This is a genomic window from Collinsella sp. AM16-21, from assembly GCF_003471905.1.
In the GTDB taxonomy this organism is placed as follows: Bacteria; Actinomycetota; Coriobacteriia; order Coriobacteriales; family Coriobacteriaceae; genus Collinsella.
Genome location: NZ_QRKJ01000013.1, coordinates 1 through 26,951 on the forward strand (window position 1 = coordinate 1; position 26,951 = coordinate 26,951).

The following is a 26,951-nucleotide window of genomic DNA, read 5'->3' on the forward strand; positions in this document are numbered from 1 at the left end:
GCCGCCAGCGTTCATCCTGAGCCAGGATCGAACTCTCCGTCCAAAATGTATGGGCTTCGAGCCCGTCCGGTCCTCACAACTATTAGCTGATCGGTTCCGTTCGATTCATATGGTTTTAGTATAGGAAAAGGAATTTCTCGGGGCCGCCTCTCGGCGGCCTTGCGAAAAACAAATCCAAGTTAGACCATTTCAAATGGTTCGATGTCTGCCCGGATGCGACACATCTGGTGTGTCCATCCTCGCAGTATCCGGTTCTCAAGGTGCACGCCTGGCGGCTGATCCGGTCCGACCGGGCCGCGCGGCAAGGAGATATATTGCCAGACCGCGAAGCCGTGTGGGACGTCAATTCCACTCTTCACAAGTCCTACACAATCTATGGCTTTCTATATAGGAAGTAGAAAGTCGAGTGCAGCAAGACCGCACGTATCAGATGATGACCCTTCGGTTAAGAGATATATAGAGATCGGTCACCTGTAAGTGCTTATCTACCCGCGCTTTTAGCTATGTAAACCAGCGCTTTCGATAAAAAAAGAGGGAGTGCCGCGCACAGTGCGACACTCCCCTAGCGATTCAACAGAATCTATTAGGCCTCGAGGGCCTTCTTGGCAATGGCAGCCAGCTCGTTGAAGGACTCGATGTCCTCGTAAGCCATCTGAGCCAGGACCTTACGGTCGAGCTCGATGCCGGCAACCTTCAGGCCGTGCATGAACTGAGAGTAAGAGATGTCGTTCAGGCGAGCAGCAGCGTTGATACGGGTGATCCAGAGAGAACGGATCTCGCGCTTCTTGTTGCGGCGATCACGATACTGATACTGCAGGGAGTGCTGGACCTGCTCTTTAGCATGCTTGTAAGTACGCGAAGCGGCACCGTAGTAACCCTTCGCACGGTGCATAACGGTACGGCGCTTCTTCTTGGCGGCAACAGCGCGCTTAATACGTGCCATGTTCTATCAACTCCTAGACGGTAAAACGAAAAACGGGAACGCGAACTTAGGCGAGACGCGACTTGATGACCTTGCGGTCGGCAGCGGCGATCTCGGTCTCCTGACGGAAGCCACGCTTACGCTTGGTGGACTTCTTGCTCAGGATGTGGCTCTTGAAAGCCTTGGCGCGCATAAGCTTGCCGGTACCAGTCTTGCGGAAACGCTTCTTGGTGCCGCTGTGGGACTTCATCTTAGGCATGAAATACTCCTTAATCGGTTACAGAACACTAGTTACTTGGTATCGCTTGCCGCTTTATCCTCATCGAAGGCGCCCTTAATCGGGGCGAGCAGCATAAGCATGTTACGGCCTTCCATCTTAGGCTTGGACTCGACCGTAGCGTAAGGCTTGAGATCCTCGGCGAGACGCTCGAGAACGTTAAGACCCTGCTCCGGGTGAGCCATCTCACGGCCGCGGAACATGATGGTGATCTTAACGCGTGCGCCCTTCTTGAGGAAACGCAGAACATGGCCCTTCTTGGTCTCGTAATCGCCAACGTCAATCTTGGGTCGGAACTTCATTTCCTTGACCTCGACCTTGGACTGGTTCTTACGAGCGGCCTTGGCCTTCATGGCCTGCTGGTACTTGAACTTACCGTAGTCCATGACCTTGCAGACCGGCGGCTCCGCGTTGGGAGCGATCTCGACCAGGTCGAGACCCTGATCGTCAGCGACGCGCTGGGCATCGCGGATGGCGAACAGGCCGAGCTGAGAGCCATCGACGCCAATCAAACGGCACGAAGATGCAGTGATCTCGTCGTTGATGCGGGTGTCATCAGACTTAGCTATTTTCCCTACCTCCATTCATAAAAAAATAACCCGGCGCTTCTTTGCAACCAGGTCGTACACATAGACATCCTCAATATGAGGAAGGGAATCTAAGTTGTATGACCAGTCAGCTGCTCATTGGCGCCAAAAGGTGGGAACCCTCGGGTTCCTCTTTAGGGCATTGCGGGAACAACGCCTTGCGAATAATAACACGTACAGCGCGTTATCACATTACGTACACGAAAAAGGGACCTTGACCCCCTTGAACGCTCGCTTGCATGTATGGTGCTCGAGGCGAGACTCGAAGGGCCTTCGCTTCGCGAAGCCCCGGGCTTCGGGCGCGTGGCGCCCTCGCCACGCTCCGCTACAAACAGGCCACAGGCCTGTTTGCTTAACGCTTCGCGCGCTCACGCGAGTTCGGCACGAAAAAGGGGGCCGCAACCCCCTTGAACGCTCACTTGCATGTATGGTGCCCGAGGCGAGACTCGAACTCGCACGTTGTTGCCAACGGTGGATTTTGAGTCCACTGCGTCTGCCAATTCCGCCACTCGGGCACGCAATGCGTGAGTTAGTTTATCACAGCTTTCTACCGATTAGTCCGAAAATGGAACTTCGAGCATTTCGATGAGTTCGACCGTGCGGAGCATCTCGCGCCGACGGCATCCGCGACCGTCGACCGAAGCCTCACCCATCTGGTTGTCGTAAGGGTCCTCGCGCATGCCGTCGAAAGAGGGCTCAAACTCTGCCTGGAATCGATTGTTGGCCACCATACGCCACGGGTCGAGATTGCCAAAGTAGTGACGGCGGCGCCACTCCTCCCCCATCCTGCGAGCAGAAGATCCAAATGACACGTCGGCGTTGAGCCATCCGGTCTGCGGCGTATAGAACTCTGCCCAGTCGTGCGACCCCACCGAATCGGGCGCAACATACAGGCCGCTCTGCCAACGGGCAGGCACGCCCGCGATACGGCACATGGTGATAAACGTGAGCGCCATAACGCCGCAATCGCCGCGGAGCGAATGCGCGCAGTCATCGGCAATAGGTCCCAAAAGCAAGTACGGCGGCTGATAGCGATAGTCGATGTACTGCGTCAGGTAATCATAGATAGCACGGGCGCGATCGAGCGGATCCTCGAGCCCGTCAATGACACGGGCTGTCAGCTGCTGTAGATACGGCGTGAATGCAATGCGCGGACGGTCCTCGGAGGTGTCCACGGGCAGTGGCGCGTCCATGCAAGGATGCACCGGAAGCGCACCCCCATAGACATCACGATAAGCGGCATCAATTTGATAGCGATAGGTCACCGAGAATGAGCGCTCACTCGAAGAAGACCACGAGGAGGTACGCGCCGAAGCATTCGCGGGGGCAACAGCACCCTCCGGCGTCATATCGAGAACCTCGATATGAGACTGTTGACGACAGGCGGCGGCAACGGGTAGCCACGCGCGAACGGTCTCCCCTTCCAGAGCGCCGGGGACAGACACGGACGCTTTAAGCGTAATGACGCGAGCCAATCCGTTTTGTGACTCCATCTCCTTGAGCATCTCGTTGCGCAGTGCTATTCCGTCCGTAGAATCGGGCCGCATGCCGGGAACCTCTTTGGGATATACGCGAAGCGAATCGAGGAAGTTGTCGAGAACGAACAGTTCGCCATCGATAAAGCGCCAGTCAATACGCTTACGATTAATCAGGTCATCAAACTGCTCTTCGGTAAACTCTGGCCACTCCTCGCGAATCATCGCAATAGCCTGGTCGCGCGACACCGAAAAATGAAGCGGCGTCTCGAGCATGCGATACCGCTCGGCACGAACACAAGCAGCCAGCGAAGGCTCGGGGTTCTGCTCCAAAAGGCGATCGCAGGCAGCAACAGCCTGCGTCAAATACCCGGCATCCTTAAGACGAAGAATCTCGGGCGGCAGTCCAACATCGAGATGACGAAAGTCATCACAGCAAACATCAGCAGAGCAACCAACTGGACCCTCGTCAATAACCTTCCCATCCGAAGGCAGCACATTAATAACAGCCATACCAAAACTCCAAGTCACTAGAACGCTTGAAGCCCATTGTAGCGAGATAAAAAGAAAGCCCCAACAAGGGAGCCATCAACACCGCTGAACGGTAGTCAAATAAATAACTCAGCCTCGTAACCCTGCGGCGTTAAACGAAGGAAGCCCCGTCCCCCGGAGCTGTTTTCTTGGCGCGACTTCTGGCAAAGCCAGGTGAGCGCAAAGGAAACAGTGTAGGGGGACGGGGCTTCCGGCGGGAAGTTTAGCGACGCTTACGCCTTGTTGACGGAGCCAAACTCCTCCATGAGCTCCTTGGTGCGGGCAACGATGTTGTCGCGACCAGGCTTGAGGAGCTTGCGGGGGTCAAAGCCCTTGCCCTGCTGATCCTTGCCAGCCTCGATGTACTCGCGGACGCCCTTGGCGAAGACGAGCTGCAGGTCGGTGTTGACGTTGATCTTGGAGATGCCCAGGGAGATGGCCTTCTTGATCTGATCCTCGGGGATGCCGGTGCCACCGTGCAGAACGAGGGGCAGGTCACCGGTCTGGGCCTTAATCTCGCCCAGACGCTCGAAGGAAAGACCAGCCCAGTCGGCGGGGTACACGCCGTGGATGTTGCCGATGCCGCAGGCGAGGAAGTCGACACCCAGGTCAGCGATCTGCTTGCACTCAGCAGGATCAGCGAGCTCGCCGCTGGAGGTCACGCCGTCCTCGGTGCCGCCGATGCCGCCGACCTCGGCCTCGATGGACATGCCCTTGGAGTGGGCAAACTCAACGAGCTCCTTGGTGCGGTCGAGGTTAAGCTGGAAGGTCTCCTCGTGAGAGCCGTCATACATGATGGACGTGAAGCCGGCCTCGATGCACTTGAAGCAGTCCTCGTAAGAACCGTGATCGAGGTGAAGGGCGACGGGAACGGTAACGCCCGTGGCCTCGACGGCAGCCTTGACCATGTCGGCGCAGACCTTGAAACCGCCCATCCACTTAGCGGCACCAGCGGTGCACTGAAGGATCAGCGGAGACTTGGCCTCCTCGGCGGCCTGGAGAATAGCCAGGGTCCACTCGAGGTTGTTGGTGTTGAAGGCACCAAGACCGTACTTGCCGGCCTCGGCCTTCTTGAGCATGTCTGCTGCGTTGACGAGCATAAAAGAAACCTCCTGTAAGGTTGCTCCGATAACGCCTGAGATTTTACCACGGCGCACCCGAGCATAAACGTTCGTTTGTTCACGAATATCGTCCAAACAGACTTTTTTGACCGTTTGCCCTACGAAATCGACCCGTTGGGGAAAAATAGCTTGACGTTTGGACGCTTCTCGTGCTTCAAAAGCCGACTATTAAGCTAAATCTGCATGAAAGGGTTCTGCATGAGCTCGCGTGCCATGGTGGTCGAATCGCCATGACCGGTTAGGCAAACGGTATCGGGCGGGAGAAGCCGGGCGAGCTTGGAGAGCGAGCGCAGAATTGCCGCCTCGTCTCCTCCAGAAAGATCGGTGCGGCCGTGCCCACCCGGAAACAGGGTGTCGCCCACAAAGGCAATGTTCCCCTGCTCGGTGGCAGCAAACAAGACGATCCCGCCCGGCGTATGCCCTGGCGTCTCGATCACCTGCAGGTAGATATCGCCCACCTCGATAGCATCTCCCTCGGCGAGCAGGCGCGTCGGCTCCCCGGGGTCAGGCGTCTCAATGCCCCACATAGCTCGCTGTTCCTCGATGTTCGCATGCGGCACCGCCACATCCTTAGCACACAGCTCATACTGGCAGCCCTCGCCAACGGTGGTTCGCACGCCTGCAACACCACCAACATGATCGGCATGGCCATGAGTGCATACGGCGCCAAACACGCGTACGCCGGGATGCTCGGCTCGAATATGCTCCACCAGGCGTTCGCCTTCCCATGCGGGATCGATAATCACGCACTCTTTGTCCGAAATAACAGCATAGCTATTGGTCTGAATGGGACCGTTTACGAGCGTCTCGATCTCGACCGATCCCTTGGGAGTTAAATCCAAGGACACAGCACTCATGTCCCTCTCCTCTCTATAGAACTCGAGGCATCAAACGATGCCTCGAGTGTAGCGAATATCGATAATGTGACACGTTCGTCGCGACTAAACGCGGCGCTTAAGCTGGGCTCCACCCTCACCGGGCATCAGGCGGCGCGCGTCGTAGACCGAGTCAACGCTGCTGATGGAGGCCAGCAGCGGATCCAGACCACTCGCGTCCGAGATCTCGACCATAAAGCGCAGGGTTGCAATACCCTCGCGGTTGGTCGACGTGGCGGCAGAAAGGATATTGCCGCCCGCATCGCCAATGGCAATGGTGACATCCTTGAGAAGGCCCATGCGGTCCAGGCACTCGACCACGATCTCGACCTGGAAGAGGGTGTCGGCAGCGCCGTCCCACTCCACTTCGATCATGCGCTCGGGATGCTCCATAAGACCCTTGACGTTGGGGCAGTTGGCGCGATGCACCGAAACGCCACGACCGCGCGTGATGAAGCCGACGATGTCGTCGCCCGTCACGGGGTTGCAGCAATGAGCCAGACGGACTAGCAGGCCGCTGTTACTCTCGCCCTTGACGATAATGCCGTTACTGGCGCTCTTGCCGCGCTTTTGCGGCTTGCGGTTGGAGCCGCGAGCAGGCTGTTTCACGACCTCGGCGATAGCCTCGGCCTTGGTGAGCTGTTCCTCGGGCTTGGGGTCCAAGATTTGCTCGACCTTATTGCCCACAGCGCGCGGGGCAACCTTGCCGGCGCCGACGGCGGCAAACAGGTCCTCGAGCTGCTTGAAGTTAAACTGCTCCGCCACGGCGTTGAGCGCACGCGTCGAACGCGGCGTAGAAATGCCATAGCCACGCTTACGCAGGTCCTTGGCCAGCATATCGCGACCAGCAGCAGCGTCATCGTCTTTGGTCGCGGCGGCAAAATAGCGGCGGATCTTTGACTTGGCGGAAGGTGTCTTAACGATCTTGAGCCAATCACGCGACGGCTTGGAACTCTTGTTAGTCAGAATCTCGACACGGTCACCCGTCTTAATCTCGTGCGTGAGCGGAGCCACCGCACCGTTGATTTTGGCACCGACGCAATGGTTTCCCACCTCGGTGTGAACGGCGTAGGCAAAGTCGAGCGGCGTGGAGCCGGCACGAAGCGCCATGACCTCGCCCTTGGGCGTAAAGACAAAAATCTCCTGGTCAAACAGGTCGACCTTCAGCGAATGCAGGTATTCCTTGGCGTCGGTAATCTCATCAGACGCAGCCCAATCGAGCGAATGTTTGAGCCAGTTAATCTGGTCGTCCAGACGCTGGGCATCATTGGTCTTAGACGCAGACGATCCGCCCGACTTCTTATATAGCCAGTGGGCGGCAATGCCGTACTCGGCCTGCTCATGCATCTCGTAGGTTCGAATCTGAATCTCGAGCGGGCGAGCCGTGGGGCCGATGACCGTCGTGTGGAGCGACTGGTAGTTATTGACCTTGGGCATGGCGATATAGTCTTTAAAGCGACCGGGCATGGGGTGCCACAGCGTGTGCACCGCGCCGAGCGTGGAGTAGCAATCGCGCACCGAATGCGTGATGACGCGCAGTGCCACCAGGTCGTAGATCTCGGAGAATTCCTTGCCCTTGCGCTTCATCTTTTGATAGATGGACCAATAGTGCTTGGAACGGCCGTTGATCTGGAAGTCTTCCAGGCCAATGCGGTTGAGCTCGTCGGTGAGCGTCTTGATGGTCTCGGCCAGATAGCGCTCACGGACCTCGCGCGACTCCGCCACCATGCGTGCGATGCGCTGGTAGGCATCGGGTTCCAGGTAGAAGAAGGACAGGTCCTCGAGCTCCCATTTAATGGAGCTCATGCCCAGGCGGTCGGCCAGGGGCGCGTACACGTCCATAGTCTCGCGAGCCTTAAACAGGCGACGGTCCTCACGCAGGGCGGCAAGGGTGCGCATGTTGTGCAGACGATCGGCAAGCTTAACGATAATGACGCGGATGTCCTTGGACATGGCGAGGAACATCTTGCGCAGCGTGAGGGCCTGCTTCTCGTCCATGCTGTCGACTTCGATGTTGGTGAGCTTGGTCACGCCATCGACGAGCTCGGCCACCGTATCGCCAAACAGGCCGGAAACATCGGCAAGCGAGGTCTCGGTATCCTCGACGGTATCGTGCAGCAGCGCGGCGCACACCACGTCACAGTCCATCTTGAGGTCGGCCAAAATGATGGCCACCTCAACGGGATGGTTAATGTACATCTCGCCCGAGCGGCGCTTTTGGTTGCAGTGCTTCTCGGCAGCAAAGCAGTAGGCCTGTTCAACCTTGGAGAAGTCGTCCTCATTCATATATTTGAGGCACAGGCGCTCCAGCTTGTCGTAGCTGTCCGCCATAATCTCGGGCGGCAGCTCATCGGCATGCTTATAGTGCTCCATCTCCGAGAACGGCTGGAGGGTGGAATCATGGGCGGTACGGGCTGCGGCATCCATCGAGGTTCCCTTCCCCTAGGCCCGCGGTACGATCGGGCGGTTAACTTTGGCTAGCATATCAGAAGCGCACGAATCGAGCGCCCAACTCCGGAAAGCCGAGAACTCCATGCGCGAGCGCAAGCCCTCCAAATAGCGAATTGACCTGCTCAATTGCACGCGGCCGGGGTTTTCGGCCATCACGATGCGGCGCGTGTCGCCAAGCCCCGAAACGCGGCAGAAACCAAGCTCTTCGAAGATTCCCAGGCCGCTTGCCACCGAACGTTCGTCGACCGGGGTGCGGGCATCGATGGCAAGGCACATCTGCGCGATGTCGATATCGCTTGCGCAGAATGAATCATCCCCGGTCTTACCGCGGTTGGAGCGCCACATGGTCTGCAGCGCGCGATAGAGTGTGACGAGTTCGTCGCGCTCGGGTGCGTAGCAGTCGAGCAGGCGCTCGTTGATGCGGGCGTCACGCGACGAATAGAGCAGGTGGATCACGGCGGGCTGTCCGTCACGACCGGCACGCCCGCTCATCTGGTTGAACTCAATGGCGCCAAACGGCATGTGGTAGAGCACGACATGGCGGATATCGGGCAGGTTGACGCCCTCACCGAAAGCCGAAGTTGAAACGATGCAGCTGAGGCTTCCGTCTCGGAATGCTTCCTCCACGCGGCGGCGATCGGAGCGCGCAAGCCCCGCGTTATAGAACGCGATATGGGTTGCGTAATCGGGCACACGCTTGCGCAACGTCTTGGCGAGCGCCACGGACTGGTCGCGCGAATTGACGTAAATGACGGTCTTCTCCCCCGTCGCCACGATCGACACCAAACGGTTCTCGCGGCTCGCAAGGTCGCGGTCGTCCTCGAGATGCAGGTTCTCGCGCACCGTCTCGTCGACCACCGTGCGAGTAATCGGCAGCATGCGGGCAAGCTCGGCCACGACCGGAGCCGTCGCGGTGGCCGTCGCAGCCATAACAACCGGGTCGCCCAGGGCTTTGAGGATATCGGGCATGTCGAGATAGGCGCTGCGGTCGCCGCCCTTGGCAAGGCCGGCGTGGTGCGCCTCATCGATAACGACAAAGCCGATGCGGCCCGAACGCGCGAAGCGGTCACGGTGGATAGATAGGAACTCGGGCGTCGTGAGCACGATACCGGTGCGGCCCGAAGCTAGGCCGGCGAACACGTCATCGCGTGCGGCCTCCACGGTCTCGCCGGTCAGCACGCCAACGCCAATGCCAAGCGCTGCCATCGTCGACGAGAGGTGATAGGCCTGGTCGGCAACAAGCGCGCGCAGCGGATAGACAAAGATGCTCGCACGCCCGCGAAGGACCGCCTCGCGCGCGGCATGCACATGGAAGATGAGCGACTTGCCGCGCCCCGTTCCCATAACGGCCAGAACACTTTGGTGGTCGGCCAAGGCATCGAGCGCCTCAGCCTGCGCGCGGTGCGGCTGGTTCGATCCGATAAAGCTATGGATAAGCGAGCGCGTGAGCTCGGTATAGGAAAGCTGGGCGAGCGTCTCGCGCTTACGCGACTCCAGGCGCAGGCCGGAATCCGCCGGCTGCACTCCACGACGAAGCTCGCATGCCGGATCGTCGACGCTGGGCAGCGTGGTATCGCGGACCAAGACATCCTTGATCATGAGCTTGGGCTTCACACGCCCCTGCCAATGCTCGGCAACGGCCTCGAACACCAAGTCGACAGCGCTATCGCAGTTGATGAGCTTATCGATTTGCGGCACGCGGAACATAATGGCCGGCACACTCGCGGCGCCATCGGTCGCCACAAAGCGCATGTGCTCGCCGGTTTTGCCCACCACGGCGCGGTCGCACATCGTCACGCCCTCGGCAGCCAGCAGCGGCACCTTGTTGCCCTGGCCAAACGGCTCAAGGCGGGAGATCTGCTCGATGGTCTCGATATTCAGCTCGGAAAGGTCGACGGTGGCGGCGACCTCGTCGGTGTCTTCAAAGTCCTCGGAGGGAAGCTCGGACAGCACGGCGGAAAGGCGGCGGCGGAACTCATCGAGCTTGGATGCCTCGATGGTCACACCCACCGCACCGGCATGTCCGCCGCGACGAATCAGCAGGTCGGAACAGCGCTCGACGGCGTCAAACAGGTTAACTTTGCCCACCGAGCGACCAGAGCCGCGCGCGATACCGTCCTCGATCGAGAACAGCAGCGCCGGCACGTGATAGCGGTTGGTCAGACGGCTTGCCACGATGCCCTTGACGCCCTCGTGCCAGCCCTCGCCACCCACGACGATTGCGCGTCCGCCGTCATAGGTCTTCTCAACCTTTGCCATGGCATCGCGCGTGAGCTCCGCCTCGATCTCACGGCGCTGGCGGTTGATTTCCTCGAGCTCAGCCGCCAGTGCGCTTGCTTCGATGGGATCGCGGGCAAGCAGCAGGTCGAGCGCCAGCTTGGGATCGGCCATGCGACCGGCAGCGTTTAAGCGGGGAATGAGCGAGAACGATAGGCCATCCGCCGTAATGCTCGAAAGGTCCGCCTTGGCGAGCGCGGCAAGCGCGATATAGCCGGGACGAGCGGTTACGCGCATCTGCTGGATGCCCTCGGCAACCAGCGCGCGGTTCTCGGGCGTGAGCGGCATCATGTCGGACACGGTGCCCAGCGCCGCGACCTCGATTAGCGAACGCCAATACGACGGCTTGCCCAAGCGCTCACCCAGGACTTGCACCAGCTTGAGCGCCACGCCGGCACCGGCAAGCTCACGCGAAGGCCCCTCGTCCTCGAGCTTAGGGTCGGTCAGGGGCACGCCCTGCGGCACCTGATCGGAGGGCTCGTGATGGTCCGTGACCACCAAATCGATCCCCAGGCTCTCCAGATAGGAGACCTCTTCCTTGGCGGCAATGCCGTTATCGACGGTCACGATCAGCTGGGGGCGAGCGAGCTCGTTAACGCGGTCGAGCGCCGCGCGCGAAAGACCGTAGCCCTCGTCAAAGCGATGCGGAATAAACGGCGTGACATCGGCGCCAAACGTGCGCAGTGCCTCGGTCAACAGGCAGGTCGACGTAATACCGTCAACGTCAAAATCACCAAAGACCGCGATGTGCTCGTGGTTGCGAATAGCACGCTCGACGCGGTCGGCAACGACCGACATGCCCGGGATAATGAGTGGGTCGGCCCAGTCGCGATCGAGCGAAGGCGTCAAAAACAGCTGGCCTTCCTCGATGGATGTAATGCCGTGCGCAACCATAATGCGCGCCACCAGCCCGGGTATGCCCAAGCCAGTCGAAAGCTCCTTTTCGAGCTCGGGGTTTTGCTGAGCAACCGCCCAGCGATGCGTCGTCTTAAGCGATGACATAGGCGCCCACCCCCGATAGGGGCAGGTCGCCGCGATACCTCTCACGGTTCATAGCGATGAGTCCTCTGTGTATGCCCGCTTCGGCAGGCAGATCTGTTGAACGAATTTATTATACCGTGCGGCGCGGACGCAAATCGCCGCAGCACGCCGCGGTTTCGGTAAACGATGCCGGTAATAGCCTCGAAATATTCGAGCGTTTCTGACGCACGGACGCATGCGAGCGTCTAGCATATCCATTCAAAACGGATTCACGAGCAAAGGGAGTCGCAAGCGCATATGAAGCAATGGATTGGACTGGGCAAGTTTCTCGCGGGGCACATGCAGATCATCGTCCCAATCTGCGTGGCGCTCGGCGTGCTCTTTCCCCAGCAGATCGGCGTTCTCAAGCCCATCGTTCCCGCCTTGTTTGCCTTTATGACATTTCAAGGCGCGCTGAGCAACACCTTTCACCAGGTGGCTGAGGTGTTCCATCGTCCGCTGCACCTGGTCTTGGCGTTGCTCGTCTCGGCGGTGCTTATCCCTATCGCAGCCTATGCCATGGGGTCGTTATTCTTTGGCTCCAATCCCAACCTGGTCTGCGGCATCGTGCTCGAGTACAGCGTACCCGTGGCAGTCACTGCCTTTATGTGGATCAGCATGTTCGGCGGCAACGGCCCGCTCGCGCTCACCATCATCCTGACGTCCTCGGTCATCTCACCTGTGACGATTCCTCTCACGCTCAAGCTCCTGCTGGGCGCCACCGTCTCGATCGACGTGCCGAGCATGATGCAGAATATGGCCTTTATGATCGCCATACCCGCCGTGCTCGGTATCGTCATGAACGAACTCACGCGCGGCTGGGGCCACGAGAAACTCTCCCCCGCGCTCTCGCCCGCCTGCAAGTTCATGATGATGGGCGTTATCGCCTCCAACTCCACCGCCATGAGCGAGTACGTGCTGCACATGAATGTTGAGCGCTTGGAAGTCGCTCTCTTTATCCTGGTGTTCGCCATCAGCGGCTTTATCGTCGGCGTCTTGATCGCCCGGGCCCTGCATCTGCCGTATAGCGAGACGACCACCATGTGCTTTACCTGCGGCATGCGCAATATCTCTTCGGGCGCCGTCATCGCCACGCAGTACTTTCCGGGCGAAGTCGTGTTCCCCGTCATGTGCGGAACATTGTTTCAGCAGGTGCTGGCCTCGCTTATCGGGCATCTTTTTGAGCGTCTGACCGGCGAGGAGCGCGCCGCCCAGCGCAAGCGGGTCGAGGCCGGTCGCGACGCCATGACACGCTAGCTTGACCGCGTTGTTCGCGCACCGCCTTGTCACCCCAGCATCTTAGGATAAACGCGCGAGCTATGTGGACTACGCCTCTAACGGCACGATCTTGGTGCCATGCAGCTCGGAGACGCCAAGCGCTGCCGCTACGGCGTCTCGGTTGGCCGTGGTAATGCCGCCGCCGGGAAGGATGGTCACACGGCCGGCCGCATACTCGACAAGACGCGACAGGTGCTCCAGGTTGTCCTCAATCGGCGTGCCGGCCGCACCACCGTGCGTCAGGATGCGCGCAACGCCGCACTCGACAAGCGTGTCGATGGCATCGAGCTGAGCCTCGGGCGCAAGCTGGTCAAATGCCATATGGAAGGTAATGTCGACAGGCTCGCGCTTGCACTCCTCGACTGCACATCCCGCAGCCATTACAAGAGCGCCGAGTGTGAGCTCGTCGAGTGCCCATCCGCCAGCACAAGGCTTGCAGCAGCCAAAGACCAGACCATCGACGCCGGCACTCACCGCAAGTCCCAGGTCCATCTCCATCATGCGCAGCTCGTCTTGGTTGTAGCAAAAGTCGCCGCCGCGCGGACGAATCATGCACATCACGCGCGCATCGCGCTCGTGAGCGTAATTGACCGTAGCGCTGATAACGCCGGCGGAAGGCGTGGTACCGCCAACGGCAAGGTTGTCGCACAGCTCAATGCGACCCGCCCCGGCCTTGATGGCCGCCGGCACCCGCTCAAAGTTCTCGGCACAAAACTCATACAGCATATTTAGCCTCCCGGAAAGCACTTCCATTTCCACACGGCATTGTCGCACGTTACATAGCAACCCGCACGATGGAGCAAAACCTTGACAAGGAGTCTCCCCAAGTGTCGGCACATAAGGAACGCCCCAAGTACCGACAAAAGACGAGAGTGGATAATCTCCCACTTTGAGCCCGCAAACAGGCCAAAAACGGCAGATTATCCACTCTCGCTTTGGGATGGTCGTTTACATACGTCCATCGCAGTCGAAATTGTCAGCCCGGACCCGTCTCGAGCTACGATTGGGACGCGCCCGGAACGGGCACGTCCCAAAGGGGCTGTCCCTTTGTCACAAACGCAAGGTGCTTCTTCTGCACGCGGCACTCCGTCAGGTACATGTTGATGATGACCTGATAGGGGACGCCCGTGCGGGCAGCCTCCGCCTTGAAATAGTCGATGTTCTCGCCGTCGATGTTCATGGTGACGCGGCGGCGCACCTTCCCGATGTAGGGGTTCGGGATACTATCGGAGAAGTCGACCTCGGCGGGCATCTCCACAATCTCGTCCTTGCTATTCATTTCGATACCTCCAATACTCCCGTTCCTCTGTCCTCGTCGATTTTCTCGCCGAGATTATCCTGATGGTCGAGCCGCCACGCCTCTCGCAGTGGCAGACCGTCAGCACCCGCGATTCCAAGTCCATCCCTATCGGGAAGAACCTCTCCTCGTAGTCCGAGTGCTTGCCGTCCGGCACGACGCGGGCATATGGGTCGGAGAACGCGTCGGCTGCCGCCTCGAAGCTCACACCGTGCTTCTCGGCGTTGATGGCAGCCTTGCACTCATCCCACTCGAAGTCTATGTACCCGTTCTCAATCATATTGATATTAGAAATACTCGATGCATATATGTGAAGCTCTACTCCCTAGGCGATGGAAGGGCTGAGTACCGCGCGACCAGACAGACCGGACTCCCTATACGACAACTGTTGACATCATATACTATGTGTCATATAGTAGGTGTAACACAGTATACTACGAAAGGAGGTGTGCGGATGGAGGCACAGATGAAGCGCGGCTTCCTAGAGGCCTGCGTGCTCGCGGCCGTCTCCGGCAAGGAATCCTACGGCTATCAGATCGTGAAGGACGTGCCCGTGAGCATGGGGCTCACGGAGTCCACGCTCTATCCGTTGCTCAAGCGCCTGGAGAAGGCGGGGTGTATCACGGCGCGCTCCGCCGAGCACAACGGGCGGCTGCGAAAGTACTACCGCATCACGGACGCCGGGCATGAGCGTATCGCCGAGTTCCTCGCCGAATGGCCATCCGTGCAGGAGATCTACCGTTACGTGAAGGGAGCGCACCATGACGCGCGATGAGTTCTTGAACCGGCTGGGCGAGCTTCTGGCCTGCCTGCCGGCAGATCAGGTAAAGGAAACGCAGGAGTTCTACGCGGAGGCCATCGCCGACCGTATGGAGGACGGCATGACGGAGGCCGAGGCCGTGGCCGCCATGGGCACGCCCGGTGAGGTCGCCGAGGCAACGCTCGACGACCTGCCCGCCGTGCCGCGCGCAATTGCGAGGACCAAGCGCAAGAGCACGGCGCTTCTATGGGCGCTCGCCATCGTGGGCTCTCCGGTATGGATTCCGCTGCTGCTCGCGTTCGTCGCCGTTGCCGCTGCAGTCTACATCTGCATTTGGGTTCTTGCGCTCTGCGTGTGGATCGTGGCCGCGGCATTCGGGGGCGCGGGCGTGGTGTTGGTGCTCCTGTTCGCCGTGGACGGCATCATTATCGGGCATGTTCCGTACGTTTTAACCTCGATGGGAATGGGATTCGCTTCCATCGGCGTGGCGCTCCTCGTGGGAGCCGGCGCCTGGACGGCGTCCAAGCAGATCGCGCGCCTCTCTGCCCTTTGGGCGAAGAAAGCCGTTTCGCCCTTCTGGAAAGATCGAGGCAATAAGAGCCGCAGGGGCGCTGAAGCGGCGCCGCTCACGGCATAGGAAGGAGTTCAAACATGTCCAGCGTAAAAAAGATTTACCTTGCCGTAGCGGGTGGGCTTGTTGCCACGGGGCTCGTCCTGGCTGCTATCGGATTTGTAGCCTCCGGCTTTAACCTCGCTGTGTTCAACACACAGATCGACATGCGCGATGACACCATCATTCTGGGTGGTGTTGAAATAGACGACCCGACAGGGCTTCCACTCATCGAGCAGCTTGCCGAGGTCGGCGAGGTCCATATTGGCTCTGCAACGGCTGTTTCGTCTTCTCCTCACAAATGATCGAGCCCGTAGCAGCCGTCCCCCCTTCGGGCGCACCACGACGGGCGTGAGCACGCCGCGCTCGGAGCCTTTTTGCGAGACCTTCCGTCACGCTCTTCCTGCGTGGTGAACCGGTCATCGACCGACGGGAGGCTGATGGGAATCCCTCGACTTCGGGCCAATCCCGAAAGGCCGAGGAGATGTCGAGCATGACCTCATGACGGGGATGGGCCCGGCGGCAATGCCGGGCCGCCCTTGGCAGCCGAGGCTCCCCACCCCGGCCCCGGGCAAGGGGCCGTCCCTTGCATCCCCATCCCGGTTGCGAAAGGGCCGATAAGTGGCCGCGCCTACGAGGGAATCTCCCTCGGGATGAACCGCGACACGGCCAGGCCGGCGACGGCCGCCACGCACACCGCGCCGAACACCGCCGCCGTGCCCGCGGCGGTCGCGGCGGGGGCAAGCATGCCGCACGCCGCAACCGAGACGGTGCCGCCGAAGCCCCTGAAGAACATGGCCATGGAGGTGGCGCGCCCGGCGTCCGCCGGATCGGCGCCCGTCTGGGCGGCAAGGTTGGACACGGGCATGCCGATGCCGACGCCGAGACCCAGCGCCGCCGCGACGGTGGCGCAGGAGGCGACCGCTAGCATCGGGGACATCGCAGAGAACGCCGCCGACGCCGCAAGCACGATGGCGGATGACGCCGTCGCGATGGCGCGGAGCCGCCCAGTCGCGCGGAACGCCGCGCCGGATGCATTGCTGCCGGCCATGAGGGCAAGCGTCATGGGAATGAGCACCGCGCCAGACGAGGCAGCGGCCATACCCAGCCCCTCCTGGAGGAGCCTAGGCAGATAGGAGACGCCCGCTATGAGGGCGAACTGGACGCAGAAGCCGGAGGCGAACCCCGCCACGACCTGCCCGCGTCGGAACAGCCCCATGGGGACGGTCGGGGCGGCCTTGCCCCTCTCCACGCGGGCGAGCGCGACCGCGAAGACGAGGAACAGCACGACGAGAGCCGCGAACTGCGGCGAGGCCATGGGGAAGACGCTGCCCGCCAGGCTGAAGGCGAGGACGAGGCTCAGGACGCAAAGCGAGGCGACGACGCTCCCCGAAATGTCGAAGCCAGTCGCAGGGGCCCCAGGAGCCCTGCCGGGCAGGCAGCGCCCCGACAGGAACAGGGCGACGATCGAGATGGGGAGGTTGACGACGAAGATGACGTGCCAGGATAGCCCCTGGGCGACGGCCCCGCCGATGACGGGCCCCACGACGCTCGCGATCCCGTACATGGCCGAAGCCGCCCCGAGGTACGGCCCCCTGTCCCTCGGCTCGAGCATCATCGCCGCGGCGATGAACACACCCGCCTCCAGGACGCCGCCGCCGACGCCCTGGAGCAGGCGAAACGCCGCCAGCGCCTCTATCGTCGGCGCGAGGGCGCACAGGACGGACGATGCGGCGAAGAGCGCGAGCCCCGCCACGTACACCCTCCTGAGACCGAACGAGAACGCCAGCCCTCCGCACAGGAGGGTGGACACGGTGCTCGCCACGAGGTAGGCGGTCATAGGCCAGGCATAGTGGGCCTCCCCTCCGAGCGCCGCGGCGACCGTCGGCATGGCAGTGGCCACCACGGTCGAGTCGAGCGCCGCGACGAACAAGGCGAGCATGAGGCCCGCCACGGTCGACTTACCGACCGCCCCCAGCACGGGGGCGGCCATCGGTTTTTCCTGCATATTTCTTCCTCTCTACTCAGCGCCCGCCCGCGCGGGCACCGCGGGGCATCCCCCGCGTCGAACAAAAGGAAGGACGGGTCACCCCCTGGGCCTCCTCGCCACGGGCATCCAGATCTCGCTGCGATACCCTCTCGACGAGAAGTCGCCGCGCGGGTACACCTCGAGGCTGACGTCCCCGGCGAGCTCGTAGCCCGAGGACGGGAGCCACTCGGAGAAGATTCTGCGGTAGTGCTCGGCGGTCGCGACGTCGCACGGCCCGGTACAGTCGAACACGGCCCACGTGCCGGCGGGGACGTGAATCTCGTCCGCCCAGCCGGGGGCCTCCCCCGAGGACGCCACCGCTATCCGATAGCTCAACTCCCCGCCCTCGGACACGTTGACCCCGAGAACCCCTGCGGGTCCCGAGCCGTCGGCGAGGGCGAGCAGGGCATCGATGCTCCCGGAGCGCGAGGCGCCTCCCCAGAACCTCCCGAGCTCCTCCCTCCCCTCCTCCCCCATCTGGGCGAGGAGGCCCGCCTCGGACGGCCCGCACGGAAGCGACACCCCGACGAGGCGCATGCCGCCCCATGGGACGATCCTCCACGGCAGGGGCTCGGCGCCCGTGACGGTGAGGGAGAACGAGAGCCTCGGGAAGACCGAGAGCGGGGCGCCCGGGCGCTTCGCCTCGCTGGGCGAAATCCCGAGGGCGTCCCTGAACGCTCGGTTGAACGCGGTCGGGGAGCCATAGCCGTACCGGACCGCGACATCGACGACCCGCTCGCCGCGGGACAGGTCGAGCGCGGCGCGGGAGATGCGCCGCCGGCGCACGTACTCCATGAGGCCGATGCCGGCGATATAGGAGAACATCCTCCGGAACTGTCCCTCGGTGCAAGCGGCGAGCCGCGCCGCGTGGGCGAGGTCGAGGTCGCCTTCGAGGTTCGCCTCTATGTAGTCCATCGCGTCGTTGAGGCCCTCTATCCAGCCCATCGGGTCACCATCCTTCCGAGAAGAGAGCATGGGGCAACAAGGCAGCGCAGTCCTCGCGTCCAAGGGGCGAATAATGAGAGTTTTCGATGACTGGCTCGTCGCCAGCGATCCGTCTCGATGATAGACCGTCGGCACGCGAATCCGACCCGCGAATGCCCGTTTTGCAATGTCAGGAACCTCGCTCAGGAGCACACCATGAAGGAGGACGCCCGCCGCGCCATGATGCGCGCGGCACACCCACGATGCGACAGCCGCGATCGAAAGCTAAGGAGGGACGTTAGCCACTGGGTTAGCGAGTAGCCCATTCCGTGCGCACAGCGCCAGGAACAGCGGCCCGCCCAACGACCACCTTGGACCATGGTGCCGTCACAGTAAGAGGACGGACAGCGGGCGGGCGCCAGGGCGAACAAATTGGCATGAAAAGAGGGCGGCATTGACCTTCTGGTCAATGCCGCCCTCTTTGAATGACAAGTTGTCGCCCTGGCGCCCGCGCAGCGCCGGCCGGTCCACCATTCGGTAGAACCGCGCAACTCCCTAGCCGCCCAGGTATGCCTTACGGACGTTGTCGTCGTGCAGGAGCTCTTGGCCCGTGCCGGTCATGGTGATCTTGCCGGTCTCGAGCACGTAGCCGCGCGTGGCGATCGAGAGCGCCATCTGCGCGTTCTGCTCGACCAGAAGCACCGTAGTGCCGGCCTTGTGCAGGTCCTCGACAATCTGGAAGATCTGCTCGATCAGAATCGGCGCCAGGCCCATGGAAGGCTCGTCGAGCATGAGCAGCTTGGGGTTGCTCATAAGGGCGCGCCCCATAACGAGCATCTGCTGCTCGCCGCCCGAAAGGGTGCCGGCGACCTGGCGACGGCGCTCCTTCAGGCGCGGGAACTGCTCGTAGACGCGCTCAAGGCCCGGAGCCACCGTGGACTTGGGCTGTGTATAGGCGCCCATCTCCAGGTTCTCCTCGACCGTCATCTGCAAAAAGGCGCGACGGCCCTCGGGGACCTGAGCCAGGCCCTTGCCCACCAACTTGTCGGCCGGCGTATGGGTAATGTCCTCGCCCATAAACTTGATGGAGCCGGTCTTGGAGCGCAGCAGGCCCGAGACGGTCTTAAGCGTCGTGGACTTGCCGGCGCCGTTCGCGCCGATCAGGGCGACGATCTCGCCCTCGTTGACGTTAAAGGAGATGTCCTTGATGGCGTGGATGGCGCCGTACCAGACGTTGATGTTGTAGACGGAAAGCATCGGCTCTGCCATTTAGTTCTCCCCCTTATCCTGCTTGCCCAGATACGCCTCGATAACGGCATCGTTGTTCTGGATCTCCTCGGCCGTGCCCTTGGCGATGACCTTGCCAAAGTTAAGCACGCAGATGCCCTCGCAGATATTCATGACGAGCGACATGTCGTGCTCGATGAGCATGATGGCGATGCCGAAGGTGTCGCGGATCTTGACAATGTTCTCCATAAGCTCCGCGGTCTCGGACGGATTCATACCGGCGGCAGGCTCGTCGAGCAGCAACAGCTTGGGGTTGGTGGCAAGCGCACGGACGATCTCCAGACGACGCTGGGCGCCATAAGGTAGCGAGCCGGCCTGCTCGTTTGCCAGGTGCTCCATATCAAAGATGGACAGCAGCTCCATGGCGCGCTCGTGAGCAGCTTTCTCGTGCTTCCAGTACGTCGGCAGGCGCAGCACGCCCTCAAAACCGGAGTAGCGCTCCTGATTGTGCAGACCAACCTTGACGTTGTCCTCCACCGTCATGGAGTTGAACAGGCGGATGTTTTGGAAGGTACGGGCGATACCCATGCGGTTGACCTGATAGACCGACTTGCCCGAGGTGTCCTCGCCGTCGAGCAGGATGGTGCCGTGCGTGGGCTGATACACCTTGGTGAGCAGGTTGAAGACCGTGGTCTTACCGGCACCGTTGGGGCCGATCAGACCGGCGATTTCGGTCTTGCCGATAGTCAGGCTAAAGTCGTCGACCGCCTTAAGGCCGCCAAACTCGATGCCCAGGTGAATGCACTCGAGTGCCGGGCGCTCGCCCAGGTCGCGATCGGGAACGATGGCGCCAGAAGGATACGGGACCATCTTGCCCTTGTTGAACTCAAACTTACTGGGCATCGGCTGCCACCTCCTTCTTAGGAGCAAAGCGGTCCTTGACGCGACCGAAGAACGCCTTGAGCTGCGGGTTGTTGGTAAAGATCATGACCAGGATCAGCACGATGGCGTAGATGAGCATGCGGTAGTCCGAGAACTGACGGAGCAGTTCGGGAAGCACCGTGAGCAACGCCGCCGCGATGACGGAGCCGCGCATATTGCCCAGACCACCCAGGACCACGAACACCAGGATGAGGATCGACGTGTTGAAGTCGAACTTGGTGGCGGAGAGCTGCGAGAAGTTACCGCCGAAGAGAGCTCCGGCAGCACCGGCGAGGGCAGCGGAAACCACGAAGGCGATCATGCGGTACTCAGTGACGGAGATGCCTACGGACTCGGCTGCAATCTTGTTATCGCGCACGGCCATAATGGCACGGCCGGTACGGCTGCGAACCAGGTTGAGCACGATCACGAGTGCAACCATAACCAGGATGGCACCGGCAAGGAAGGTCGAGTACGTCGACACGCCCGAGGCGCCCTGGGCGCCCTTGATGATGGCGGTACCGTCCTCGAGCAGGTGCAGATCGTCGATCGTGGAGTTACCCGTGATGTTAAAGATCACGTGCAAGCCGCGAGAATCGACGCCCACGATAAGGCAGGTGACAATCTCTTTGATGATCTCGCCAAAGGCCAAGGTCACGATGGCCAGGTAGTCACCGCTCAGGCGAAGAACCGGGATACCGATCAAAAAGCCCAGGATGGCAGCGGCGATGGCGCCGACCACGATGCTGATGACAAGACGCATCGGGTCGGAGGGGACGGCGCTCTCGAGGGCAACCGCGGTAACGATGCCCGTATAGGCACCGACACTCATAAAGCCCGCATGGCCCAGCGACAGGTCGCCCGCGATACCGACGACGAGGTTGAGCGAGATGGCCATGACGATGTAGGCCGTAATGGGAACCAGCTGACCGGCGATCATGCGCGGGATCATGTGGTTGGACTGCATAAAGAACACGATGGCAAATGCCACGATGCACATGGCGTACGTGACAAAGTCGTGACGCGTCTGCTTGTCTTTAAGGAACTTCATAACGCTCACCTACACCTTCTCGGGGACGTACTTGCCCAAGAGGCCGGCAGGCTTGACGAGCAGGACGATGATCAAAACACCAAAGACGATGGAGTTGGCAAGGCTCGTGGAAATGTAAGCCTGCGCCATCGCCTCGATGATGCCGATGAGAATGCCGCCGACAAAGGCACCGGGGATGGAGCCGATGCCACCGAAGACAGCGGCATCGAAGGCCTTGATGCCAGGCATGGCACCCGTCGTGGGCTGCAGCACCGGCGAGTAGGAGCACAGCAGCACGCCGGCGATGGCGGCAAGGGCGGAGCCGATGGCGAACGTCATCGAGATGGTGCGGTTGACGTTGATGCCCATGAGCTGAGCGGCGGCCTTGTCCTCGGACACGGCGCGCATGGCTTTGCCCATCTTGGTCTTGCCTGTAAAGAACATCAGGCCGGCCATGATAACCAGGCAGGCTACGATGGTGACGAGCGAGACGGCGCTTACGTTGAACTTGGCCAAGAACTCCGGCACCTGGAAGGTGACGAGCGAAGTGAAGTTCTTGGGTGTGGCGCCCCACAGAAGCTGCGCGGCGTTCTGCAGGAAGTAAGACACGCCGATGGCCGTGATCAGAACGGCCAGAGGGCCTGCTTGGCGCAGCGGCTTGTATGCCAGACCCTCGATGAGAACACCGAGAACCGTGCAGACCACACAAGAGAGAATTACAGATGCCCAGCCCGGGAGGCCGAGATACGACGTGGCGCAGAACGAGACATAGGCACCGACCATGATGACGTCGCCGTGAGCGAAGTTCAGCATCTTGGCGATACCGTAGACCATGGTGTAGCCCAACGCGATGATGGCGTAGACGCTGCCCATGGACAGGCCGTTGACCAGGTATTGGATAAAGACTGTCATGTTCCACATCCCCCTTTCGAATAGGTTTCCAGTTGATGTATGAAACAGGGACGTTACATCGTCCCTAGATACCAAGCAAGCAGGGAAGGCCAAAACCTCCCCTGCTTGGGATCAAAACCGCTCTATGTAAGGCGGCCTATTAGGCCTGTACGTACTTGCCGTCGGTGATGACGTACGCCGTGGGCTCCTTCTGGACCTGACCCTTATCGTTCCAGGTGAGCTTGCCGGTCAGACCGTCAACGGTAATCTTGAGCATAGCCTTGGACAGCTTCTCGGCGACCTCGGTCGGGTCGGCGTCGACACCAAGACCGGCCTCCTTGAGGGCCTCGGCCACCGCGTGCACACCGTCGTAGGCGTCAGCGGCAAACTGGTCGGGGGTATCGCCGTACTTATCCTTGTAGGCGTTGACGAAGTCGGCGTTCTTCTCGTCGTCGGCAGAGAACGGGGTCATGAGCAGCAGACCCTCGGCAAGAGAGGTGTCGAAGCCCTCAACGCCCAGGATGCCGTCCATGCCGTCGCAGCCCATCATCTTGACGTCGTAGCCCATGTCCTTGGCGTTCTTGAGCAGGACGGACGCCGGGGTGTAGTAGATCGGCGCAAAGATCATGGTGGCGCCGGCCTGCTTGGCCTTGGTCAGCTGGTTGGTAAAGCTCGTGGCGGAGTCGTCCTTAAAGGTCTCCTCGTCGACAACCTCGAGCTTGGACTCAGCGGCCTGGGCCTTAAAGGAATCTGCGATGCCCGAAGAATAGGCGTCGCCGGAGTTATAGAACAGCACGAACTTCTCGTCCGCATACTTCTGCGCCAGGAACTTGGCAGCGTTGACACCCTGGTTGGGGTCGGTGAAGCAAACCTGGAAGACGCAATCCTTGCCGTCGGTGACGTCCTCGGAGGACGCGGACGGGGTGATCATGAACGTCTTGGGGTCGTTACCGCACTCTGCGGCAACGGCAACCGACGCGCCCGTGGTGGTCGGGCCGACGAGGGCCTGCATGCCCCAGTCGAGCAGGGTGTTGAAGGCGTTGACGGCCTTCTCGCCATCGGCCTGGTCATCCTCGGCCTTGCTGGCAAGCGGCAGCTCCTTGGTCGAGAAATCCTTGCAGCCAAGCTCGACACCCTGGGTAACGGACTTGCCGTAGGACGCGTTGGCGCCGGTCAGCGGGCCGATGGTGCCGATCTTAAACGAGTCGTCGCCCGAAGCGGAACCGCTGTCGCCGCCGTTGGAGGAGCAGCCAGCCAGAATGGACATCGCCCCCAGACCTGCTGCGCTCGCGATAACGCTCCTGCGATTCATAACAGGGTTCAATGACTTACCGGTGAGGCTCGACATGCGGCTCTCCTCTCAAATCTCGTCGGGTTTCGGTTACCCGACAGGCCATCCTTCGCCGTGTTCGGCGTTCGCAAAATAGTAGACGCTTTAGTTGAGAAAAGTGACGATTATTTCAACTTTTCTTTTGTTTTGCCCATTTATCCATAAATCTGCGTATTCCTCTCGGTTTATGCAGTTTAGCCACTTTATTGTGTGAAAGTATTGTTTCCGTTCTGTTACAAGCGTCCCTGCCCTGATTAAAACAGCCTCACCAGTCGCGTTTTGTGCACAGCTAGGCGGCGATGTACTTGCCGTCCTGAATCACATAGGCCGTAGCGGGCTTTTCGACCTGGCCCTCGTCGTTCCACGTGAGCTCACCCGTCAGGCCCTCGATCTTGATCTTGCGCATGGCACGGGCAAGGTCGTCGGCAATGTCGGCACCGTCAGCCGTAATGTCGATGCCCGCTTTATCGATTGCCTCGGCAATCGCGTGGACGCAGTCATAGGCATCGGCGGCAAACTGGTTGGGCGTCTCGTCGTAGGCGTCCTTATAGGCCTTGACGAAGTCGGCGTTCTTCTCATCGTCGGCAGAGAACGGGGTCATGAGCAGCACGCCCTCGGCAAGAGAGGTATCGAAGCCCTCAACGGAGAGCAGACCGTCCATGCCGTCGGTGCCCATGAGGGTCATGTCGTAGCCCATGTCCTCGGCGTTCTTGAGCAGGACGGACGCCGGCGTGTAATAGATCGGGGCAAAGATAAGCGTGGCGCCAGCCTCCTTGGCCTTGGTGAGCTGGTTGGTAAAGCTCGTGGAAGAGTCGTCCTTAAAGGTCTCGGTATCGACGATGTCGAGCTTGGATGCCTTGGCCTGCTCGGCAAAAGCGTCGGCAACGCCCGAGCTGTACGTATCGCCGGAGTTGTAGAACAGGGCAATCTTGGCGTCTGCGTACTTCTCGGCCAAGAACTTCGCGGCACTGGCGCCCATGGTGGGATCGGTGAAGCAAACCTGAAAGACCGTGGTCTTATCCTTGGTAACGTCAAGCGACGAGGCCGAAGGCGTGACCATGAGCATATCGTCGGCAATCTCGCCCGAGACGGCGACGGCGGCACCAGTCGTGACGGGACCGACGAGCGCCTGCATGCCCCAGTCGCACAGGGTATTGAAAGCGTTGATGGCCTTCTCTCCGTCGGCGACATCGTCCTCGGACTTAAGCGAAAGCTTGAGGTCCTTGGTCGAGAAATCCTTGGCGGCAAGCTTGGCGCCCTTCTCGGCCGAGACGCCATAGGTTGCCGCGGCGCCGGTCAGAGGGCCGATGACACCGATCTTGAAGGTCTTGCCGTCATCGGCGGAGCCGCCGTCCGAGCCACCCGACGAGCAACCGGCAAGCGCGGCGGTGCTGCCGAGCGCCGCGGCACCGGCGAGAAAGCTCCTACGGCTGAGCGTGCTGTTGATGTTGAACATGGTGTCCCCCTTTTCGCTGGCCGCGGCGCGGCCGTCTTGCGGTACAGGGCAAACCTTATGGCGCAAACGTTGACAGTTTGTTACGTAAGTTCGTTTGTAGCGAGCATGTTTCCGATGTTTCCGCAGCGTTTCGGGGGTGCCGTTTTGTGCGACTCCTGTTGCCTGGCGAGCACGCGCCCTCGGTTCACGCTAGAATGCACTCAACCTTTAAGCGGTTAATCCATCCATAAGATGCACGAAGGAGCTATCTATGAGCGAACCCCTGCGCACCGTGAACGTCGGTCTGATCGGCCTGGGAACCGTCGGCGGCGGCGTGGCCCGTCTGATCAAGAGCCACCACGATGAGTACCTGGCAGCCTACGGCATCGACCTTAAGCTGACCCGCGCCTGCGCGCTTGCCTGGGAGCAGGCCGAGGCGGCAGGCATTGAGCGCGAGGCCTTTACGAGCGACTGGCACGATGTCGTCACCGACCCCGCCGTCGACATCGTCGTCGAGCTGATCGGCGGCGAGCATCCCGCAACCGAGATCTTCACCACCGCCTTCGAGAACGGCAAGCACGTCGTCTCTGCCAACAAGGCCCTGCTGGGCCGTCATGTCGAGACGCTCGCCGAGAAGGCGCGCGCGTGCGGCGTGCAGATTAAGTGCGAGGCCAGCTGCGGCGGTGGCATCCCCATCGTGAGCACACTCGAGCACGACCTGGTGGGCAACAAGATCCTGACCATCGCCGGCATCCTCAACGGCACCACCAACTATATCCTGTCGCGCATGGACGCCGAGGGCGCCGATTACGCCGACGTGCTTGCCGACGCGCAGGCCAAGGGCTATGCCGAGGCCGACCCGTCCGCCGACGTCGACGGCTTCGACGCCGCCAGCAAGACGGCCATCCTCGCCTCCATCGGCTTTGGCACCCGCGTTACCACCGACGATGTGTACCAGCAGGGTATCCGCACCATCGGCGCCGAGGACATCGCCCAGGCCCGCGAGCTCGGCTACACCATTAAGCTGCTCGGCATCGCCCGCAACACCGACGCCGGCGTCGACGTCCGCGTGCATCCCACGCTGATCCCCGCCGACCACATGCTCGCCAAGGTCAACGGCGCCATGAACGCTGTCTACGTGGTGGGTGACGCCGTGGGCGAGACCATGTTCTACGGTGCCGGCGCAGGCTCCTTCCCCACCGCGAGCGCCGTCGTGGGCGACATCCTGTCGCTCTCCGAGCAGATCAGCCGCGGCGTGGCTCCGCTGCCCGAGATTGAGCCCTATGGCCACAACCTCGCCTTTAAGCCCATGGACGAGCTCCAGACCAAGTACTATGTGCGCCTGAAGGTCGCCGACCGCGTGGGCGCCCTGTCCGAGACGGTCGACATCTTTGCCAAGCACAACATCTCGATCTCGCTCATCAACCAGGTCGAGGACGGCAAGTCGGGCGTCAGCGATGCCTGCTCGATCATCTTCCTGACGCACCGCGCGCTCGAGAAGGACGTCCAGGCTGCCGCCGCCGAGCTTGCCAGCGTCGATTGCGTGGCCGAGGTCGCCAACGTCCTGCGCATCGAGGACGTCGAGGCATGGACCGAAGGCGTCATGGCCAACTAGTCCACTACTTCGAACCTCAACGGAGCTCAACGCAAAAGGCGCGCTGCCTGCATCAACCGCAGGCAGCG

At 61.0% G+C, this 26,951-nt stretch carries 24 protein-coding genes and 1 tRNA gene; 5 read left to right on the forward strand and 20 right to left on the reverse strand.

Annotation, left to right across the window (positions count from 1 at the left end; translation table 11 throughout):
• Positions 1-583: 583 nt before the first annotated feature.
• The 9 genes from rplT to recJ all read right to left on the reverse strand — a co-directional run bounded on the left by rplT (position 584) and on the right by recJ (position 11,518).
• Positions 584-943, reverse strand: a complete 360-nt coding sequence (rplT, locus tag DW180_RS07670; protein ID WP_022094123.1) for a 50S ribosomal protein L20 — start codon at positions 941-943, stop codon at positions 584-586.
• Between the two features lie 46 nt (positions 944-989).
• On the reverse strand, positions 990-1,181 hold the full coding sequence (gene rpmI, locus DW180_RS07675) for a 50S ribosomal protein L35 (protein WP_006234422.1): 192 nt from the start codon (positions 1,179-1,181) through the stop codon (positions 990-992).
• Positions 1,182-1,213: 32 nt separating this feature from the next.
• The gene (gene infC, locus DW180_RS07680) at positions 1,214-1,783 is read right to left on the reverse strand and encodes a translation initiation factor IF-3 (RefSeq protein ID WP_006234423.1); all 570 of its coding nucleotides are present in this window, start codon (positions 1,781-1,783) and stop codon (positions 1,214-1,216) included.
• A 431-nt stretch (positions 1,784-2,214) separates the two neighbouring features.
• Positions 2,215-2,301: transfer RNA gene (locus tag DW180_RS07685), tRNA-Leu, on the reverse strand.
• Positions 2,302-2,340: 39 nt separating this feature from the next.
• Positions 2,341-3,774 (reverse strand): transglutaminase-like domain-containing protein, encoded by a 1,434-nt coding sequence (locus DW180_RS07690; protein WP_118238267.1) that lies wholly within the window; start codon positions 3,772-3,774, stop codon positions 2,341-2,343.
• A gap of 251 nt (positions 3,775-4,025) precedes the next feature.
• Positions 4,026-4,892: a class II fructose-1,6-bisphosphate aldolase gene (gene fba / locus DW180_RS07695; RefSeq protein ID WP_118238268.1), complete on the reverse strand. Its 867-nt coding sequence runs from the start codon at positions 4,890-4,892 to the stop codon at positions 4,026-4,028.
• A gap of 194 nt (positions 4,893-5,086) precedes the next feature.
• Positions 5,087-5,770, reverse strand: coding sequence for an MBL fold metallo-hydrolase (locus DW180_RS07700; protein ID WP_118238270.1), 684 nt, complete (start codon positions 5,768-5,770; stop codon positions 5,087-5,089).
• Positions 5,771-5,854: 84 nt separating this feature from the next.
• Complete coding sequence (locus DW180_RS07705; protein ID WP_089573299.1) at positions 5,855-8,215, reverse strand: bifunctional (p)ppGpp synthetase/guanosine-3',5'-bis(diphosphate) 3'-pyrophosphohydrolase; 2,361 nt, start codon at positions 8,213-8,215, stop codon at positions 5,855-5,857.
• Between the two features lie 15 nt (positions 8,216-8,230).
• A complete protein-coding gene (recJ, locus tag DW180_RS07710) occupies positions 8,231-11,518 on the reverse strand; it encodes a single-stranded-DNA-specific exonuclease RecJ (RefSeq protein ID WP_118238272.1) in 3,288 nt (1,095 codons plus the stop codon).
• A 276-nt stretch (positions 11,519-11,794) separates the two neighbouring features.
• Here recJ and DW180_RS07715 point away from each other — a divergent pair, with 276 nt between their 5' ends.
• The gene (locus DW180_RS07715; protein ID WP_118238274.1) at positions 11,795-12,793 is read left to right on the forward strand and encodes a bile acid:sodium symporter family protein; all 999 of its coding nucleotides are present in this window, start codon (positions 11,795-11,797) and stop codon (positions 12,791-12,793) included.
• Positions 12,794-12,862: 69 nt separating this feature from the next.
• On the opposite strand, the gene DW180_RS07720 is transcribed toward DW180_RS07715, so the two are convergent.
• From DW180_RS07720 to DW180_RS07730, 3 genes are all read right to left on the reverse strand, one after another.
• Positions 12,863-13,540, reverse strand: coding sequence for a copper homeostasis protein CutC (locus DW180_RS07720; protein ID WP_118238276.1), 678 nt, complete (start codon positions 13,538-13,540; stop codon positions 12,863-12,865).
• Between the two features lie 271 nt (positions 13,541-13,811).
• Positions 13,812-14,093, reverse strand: coding sequence for a hypothetical protein (locus DW180_RS07725; protein WP_199569937.1), 282 nt, complete (start codon positions 14,091-14,093; stop codon positions 13,812-13,814).
• Positions 14,086-14,391 (reverse strand): BrnT family toxin, encoded by a 306-nt coding sequence (locus DW180_RS07730; protein ID WP_118238278.1) that lies wholly within the window; start codon positions 14,389-14,391, stop codon positions 14,086-14,088. The genes DW180_RS07725 and DW180_RS07730 overlap by 8 nt, the downstream gene beginning before the upstream one ends.
• Positions 14,392-14,565: 174 nt before the next feature.
• On the opposite strand from DW180_RS07730, the gene DW180_RS07735 reads away from it, so the two are divergent.
• Genes DW180_RS07735 through DW180_RS07745 form a run of 3 tightly spaced genes read left to right on the forward strand, consistent with a single transcriptional unit; the run spans position 14,566 to position 15,786 of the window.
• Positions 14,566-14,886: a PadR family transcriptional regulator gene (locus DW180_RS07735; protein ID WP_199569939.1), complete on the forward strand. Its 321-nt coding sequence runs from the start codon at positions 14,566-14,568 to the stop codon at positions 14,884-14,886.
• Positions 14,873-15,508, forward strand: a complete 636-nt coding sequence (locus DW180_RS07740; RefSeq protein ID WP_118238280.1) for a DUF1700 domain-containing protein — start codon at positions 14,873-14,875, stop codon at positions 15,506-15,508. The genes DW180_RS07735 and DW180_RS07740 overlap by 14 nt, the downstream gene beginning before the upstream one ends.
• Positions 15,509-15,522: 14 nt before the next feature.
• Positions 15,523-15,786, forward strand: coding sequence for a hypothetical protein (locus tag DW180_RS07745; protein WP_118238282.1), 264 nt, complete (start codon positions 15,523-15,525; stop codon positions 15,784-15,786).
• A gap of 326 nt (positions 15,787-16,112) precedes the next feature.
• On the opposite strand, the gene DW180_RS07750 is transcribed toward DW180_RS07745, so the two are convergent.
• From DW180_RS07750 to DW180_RS07785, 8 genes are all read right to left on the reverse strand, one after another.
• The gene (locus DW180_RS07750; RefSeq protein WP_233545224.1) at positions 16,113-17,489 is read right to left on the reverse strand and encodes an MFS transporter; all 1,377 of its coding nucleotides are present in this window, start codon (positions 17,487-17,489) and stop codon (positions 16,113-16,115) included.
• Between the two features lie 78 nt (positions 17,490-17,567).
• Positions 17,568-18,455 (reverse strand): helix-turn-helix domain-containing protein, encoded by an 888-nt coding sequence (locus tag DW180_RS07755; protein ID WP_118238284.1) that lies wholly within the window; start codon positions 18,453-18,455, stop codon positions 17,568-17,570.
• A 534-nt stretch (positions 18,456-18,989) separates the two neighbouring features.
• Positions 18,990-19,691 carry an ABC transporter ATP-binding protein gene (locus tag DW180_RS07760; protein ID WP_035137222.1) on the reverse strand — a complete coding sequence of 234 codons (702 nt, stop codon included), beginning with the start codon at positions 19,689-19,691 and terminating at the stop codon, positions 18,990-18,992.
• 12 nt (positions 19,692-19,703) lie between these two features.
• Positions 19,704-20,564 (reverse strand): ABC transporter ATP-binding protein, encoded by an 861-nt coding sequence (locus DW180_RS07765; RefSeq protein WP_118238286.1) that lies wholly within the window; start codon positions 20,562-20,564, stop codon positions 19,704-19,706.
• Positions 20,554-21,633 (reverse strand): branched-chain amino acid ABC transporter permease, encoded by a 1,080-nt coding sequence (locus DW180_RS07770; RefSeq protein WP_118238288.1) that lies wholly within the window; start codon positions 21,631-21,633, stop codon positions 20,554-20,556. Before DW180_RS07770 ends, DW180_RS07765 begins: the two co-directional genes overlap by 11 nt.
• 9 nt (positions 21,634-21,642) lie before the next feature.
• Positions 21,643-22,524, reverse strand: coding sequence for a branched-chain amino acid ABC transporter permease (locus DW180_RS07775; protein ID WP_117582912.1), 882 nt, complete (start codon positions 22,522-22,524; stop codon positions 21,643-21,645).
• Positions 22,525-22,663: 139 nt separating this feature from the next.
• Positions 22,664-23,851, reverse strand: a complete 1,188-nt coding sequence (locus DW180_RS07780; RefSeq protein WP_118238290.1) for an ABC transporter substrate-binding protein — start codon at positions 23,849-23,851, stop codon at positions 22,664-22,666.
• Between the two features lie 271 nt (positions 23,852-24,122).
• Positions 24,123-25,289, reverse strand: coding sequence for an ABC transporter substrate-binding protein (locus DW180_RS07785; RefSeq protein WP_118238292.1), 1,167 nt, complete (start codon positions 25,287-25,289; stop codon positions 24,123-24,125).
• A 250-nt stretch (positions 25,290-25,539) separates the two neighbouring features.
• Between DW180_RS07785 and DW180_RS07790 the strand changes: the two genes are divergently transcribed.
• Positions 25,540-26,883: a homoserine dehydrogenase gene (locus DW180_RS07790; RefSeq protein WP_118238294.1), complete on the forward strand. Its 1,344-nt coding sequence runs from the start codon at positions 25,540-25,542 to the stop codon at positions 26,881-26,883.
• Positions 26,884-26,951 lie beyond the last annotated feature (68 nt).

What these genes read in the sequence shown, in the direction of transcription:
- DW180_RS07760 (WP_035137222.1), bottom strand. Translation starts at nt 19,691, where the DNA reads ATGCTTTCCGTCTACAACATCAACGTCTGGTACGGCGCCATCCACGCC.
- infC (WP_006234423.1), bottom strand. Translation starts at nt 1,783, where the DNA reads ATGGAGGTAGGGAAAATAGCTAAGTCTGATGACACCCGCATCAACGAC.
- DW180_RS07770 (WP_118238288.1), bottom strand. Translation starts at nt 21,633, where the DNA reads ATGAAGTTCCTTAAAGACAAGCAGACGCGTCACGACTTTGTCACGTAC.
- DW180_RS07790 (WP_118238294.1), top strand. Translation starts at nt 25,540, where the DNA reads ATGAGCGAACCCCTGCGCACCGTGAACGTCGGTCTGATCGGCCTGGGA.
- DW180_RS07730 (WP_118238278.1), bottom strand. Translation starts at nt 14,391, where the DNA reads ATGATTGAGAACGGGTACATAGACTTCGAGTGGGATGAGTGCAAGGCT.
- DW180_RS07780 (WP_118238290.1), bottom strand. Translation starts at nt 23,851, where the DNA reads ATGTCGAGCCTCACCGGTAAGTCATTGAACCCTGTTATGAATCGCAGG.
- DW180_RS07755 (WP_118238284.1), bottom strand. Translation starts at nt 18,455, where the DNA reads ATGGGCTGGATAGAGGGCCTCAACGACGCGATGGACTACATAGAGGCG.
- DW180_RS07740 (WP_118238280.1), top strand. Translation starts at nt 14,873, where the DNA reads ATGACGCGCGATGAGTTCTTGAACCGGCTGGGCGAGCTTCTGGCCTGC.
- DW180_RS07750 (WP_233545224.1), bottom strand. Translation starts at nt 17,489, where the DNA reads ATGCAGGAAAAACCGATGGCCGCCCCCGTGCTGGGGGCGGTCGGTAAG.
- DW180_RS07720 (WP_118238276.1), bottom strand. Translation starts at nt 13,540, where the DNA reads ATGCTGTATGAGTTTTGTGCCGAGAACTTTGAGCGGGTGCCGGCGGCC.
- DW180_RS07775 (WP_117582912.1), bottom strand. Translation starts at nt 22,524, where the DNA reads ATGACAGTCTTTATCCAATACCTGGTCAACGGCCTGTCCATGGGCAGC.
- rpmI (WP_006234422.1), bottom strand. Translation starts at nt 1,181, where the DNA reads ATGCCTAAGATGAAGTCCCACAGCGGCACCAAGAAGCGTTTCCGCAAG.
- DW180_RS07705 (WP_089573299.1), bottom strand. Translation starts at nt 8,215, where the DNA reads ATGGATGCCGCAGCCCGTACCGCCCATGATTCCACCCTCCAGCCGTTC.
- fba (WP_118238268.1), bottom strand. Translation starts at nt 4,892, where the DNA reads ATGCTCGTCAACGCAGCAGACATGCTCAAGAAGGCCGAGGCCGGCAAG.
- DW180_RS07745 (WP_118238282.1), top strand. Translation starts at nt 15,523, where the DNA reads ATGTCCAGCGTAAAAAAGATTTACCTTGCCGTAGCGGGTGGGCTTGTT.
- DW180_RS07690 (WP_118238267.1), bottom strand. Translation starts at nt 3,774, where the DNA reads ATGGCTGTTATTAATGTGCTGCCTTCGGATGGGAAGGTTATTGACGAG.
- DW180_RS07735 (WP_199569939.1), top strand. Translation starts at nt 14,566, where the DNA reads ATGGAGGCACAGATGAAGCGCGGCTTCCTAGAGGCCTGCGTGCTCGCG.
- DW180_RS07725 (WP_199569937.1), bottom strand. Translation starts at nt 14,093, where the DNA reads ATGAATAGCAAGGACGAGATTGTGGAGATGCCCGCCGAGGTCGACTTC.
- rplT (WP_022094123.1), bottom strand. Translation starts at nt 943, where the DNA reads ATGGCACGTATTAAGCGCGCTGTTGCCGCCAAGAAGAAGCGCCGTACC.
- recJ (WP_118238272.1), bottom strand. Translation starts at nt 11,518, where the DNA reads ATGTCATCGCTTAAGACGACGCATCGCTGGGCGGTTGCTCAGCAAAAC.
- DW180_RS07765 (WP_118238286.1), bottom strand. Translation starts at nt 20,564, where the DNA reads ATGCCCAGTAAGTTTGAGTTCAACAAGGGCAAGATGGTCCCGTATCCT.
- DW180_RS07715 (WP_118238274.1), top strand. Translation starts at nt 11,795, where the DNA reads ATGAAGCAATGGATTGGACTGGGCAAGTTTCTCGCGGGGCACATGCAG.
- DW180_RS07785 (WP_118238292.1), bottom strand. Translation starts at nt 25,289, where the DNA reads ATGTTCAACATCAACAGCACGCTCAGCCGTAGGAGCTTTCTCGCCGGT.
- DW180_RS07700 (WP_118238270.1), bottom strand. Translation starts at nt 5,770, where the DNA reads ATGAGTGCTGTGTCCTTGGATTTAACTCCCAAGGGATCGGTCGAGATC.